The sequence below is a fragment of the Peribacillus sp. YIM B13482 genome (assembly GCF_042787975.1).
GTDB lineage: Bacteria > Bacillota > Bacilli > Bacillales > DSM-1321 > Peribacillus > Peribacillus simplex_A.
On the sequence record NZ_JBHZPF010000142.1, the window covers coordinates 1 to 1,349 of the forward strand.

At 40.5% G+C, this 1,349-nt stretch carries 2 protein-coding genes; both read left to right on the forward strand.

The window, feature by feature from the left end:
- On the forward strand, positions 1-918 hold a 918-nt coding region (locus ACFX4L_RS25355), incomplete at its 5' end, for a transposase (protein WP_377406675.1).
- Positions 919-1,126: 208 nt separating this feature from the next.
- On the forward strand, positions 1,127-1,349 hold a 223-nt coding region (locus ACFX4L_RS25360), incomplete at its 3' end, for a hypothetical protein (protein ID WP_377406677.1).

A 1,349-nucleotide genomic window follows, 5' to 3' on the forward strand; every position in this document is an offset into this window, starting at 1 on the left:
ATTGCACAGTTGGTCAAAGACGGAAGATACGCCGAACCTACGATACCACAAGGAGTTTATGCCGAACTACGGGTGGCGAAGAAAATTCGTGATCTTTTAACAGAGGATCTTCAGACGGTCCAAGGCCAGGTCCATAACTGGATTGATCGGTACTTTCCAGAATTTCTAACGGTATTTAAGAAGTGGGAGGGAAAAGCAGCATTACAATTCTTAAAGCTCTATGCTTTACCACATGAAATAGTAAATTTCACTGAGCACGAACTGTTAGCCCACTTAAGAAAAACCGTGACCCGAAGTGTAGGTCTAAGCAAAATTCGTAAGTTAAAGCAAGCAGCCAGTAAGTCCATCGGACTTCGACAAGGCTCCGAAATGGCAAAACTGGAGCTGAAAACGCTTCTGGCTAAATATGAATTAATCCACTTGAAATTCGAAGAATTGGATACAAAAATAGATTGTTTACTTGATGAAATACCAGGTGTACCACAAATGTTAGCGATAAAAGGTGTTGGTAGAGACACTGTTGCGGGCTTCTTTGCAGAAGTTGGTGACCTTAAGGAATATACTCATCCCCGACAAATTATTAAGCTGGCCGGCTTAAGCTTAAAAGAAAATACCTCTGGTAAGCATAAGGGGAAAACAACCATCACAAAGAGGGGACGGAAAAAGCTGCGAGCCCTGTTGTTCAGGGTTTGTATGATTCTGGTTGCCAAAAATTCAGCATTTAAGGCATTACATGCCTACTATACTCAACGTCCAGATAATCCATTAAAGAAGATGCAGTCCCTTATTGCTTTATGTAATAAACTGATCCGTATTTTCTTTAGCATGGGTAAAAAGCAATTTGAATTTAATGAAGAAAAGATGTTAAAGGATATTCCTCATATGCGAGTATCAAAGAAGGTGGAACTAGCAGCTTGATTCAGTTTTAGATTAGATAAAATAGTAGAGGCGAGTTTTCTTGGTTATGTATATTTGGGTATCATTTGAAGCACGGATTAGTCGGCAAAGCAACTAAATTACGGGCAAGGACCCTGTGGGGCAGCATGGCTGACATCCACCTCATGGAAAGGTTGGACGAAGGAATTTGAGAGCGAAGACTCTGTGAGGCATGGGAGGGTTGACCTCCATGAGAAATGTGGACATCCACCAGTGCGATCATAATTTAACTCATTCACCAATTTCTGTAAGTTGTTGGTTAGTGGGCTATAATTCTTTTTTCTCCAAAGGTCTAATTTTATCCATTCAAGTGATTTCCCCCCAACTATTAAGTGATTACCGGCAGGTAAACTACTATGAAAATCTAAGAAAAACGGAGATATCGAGAGGTTTTGCTTTCTTTATTGAGGGAG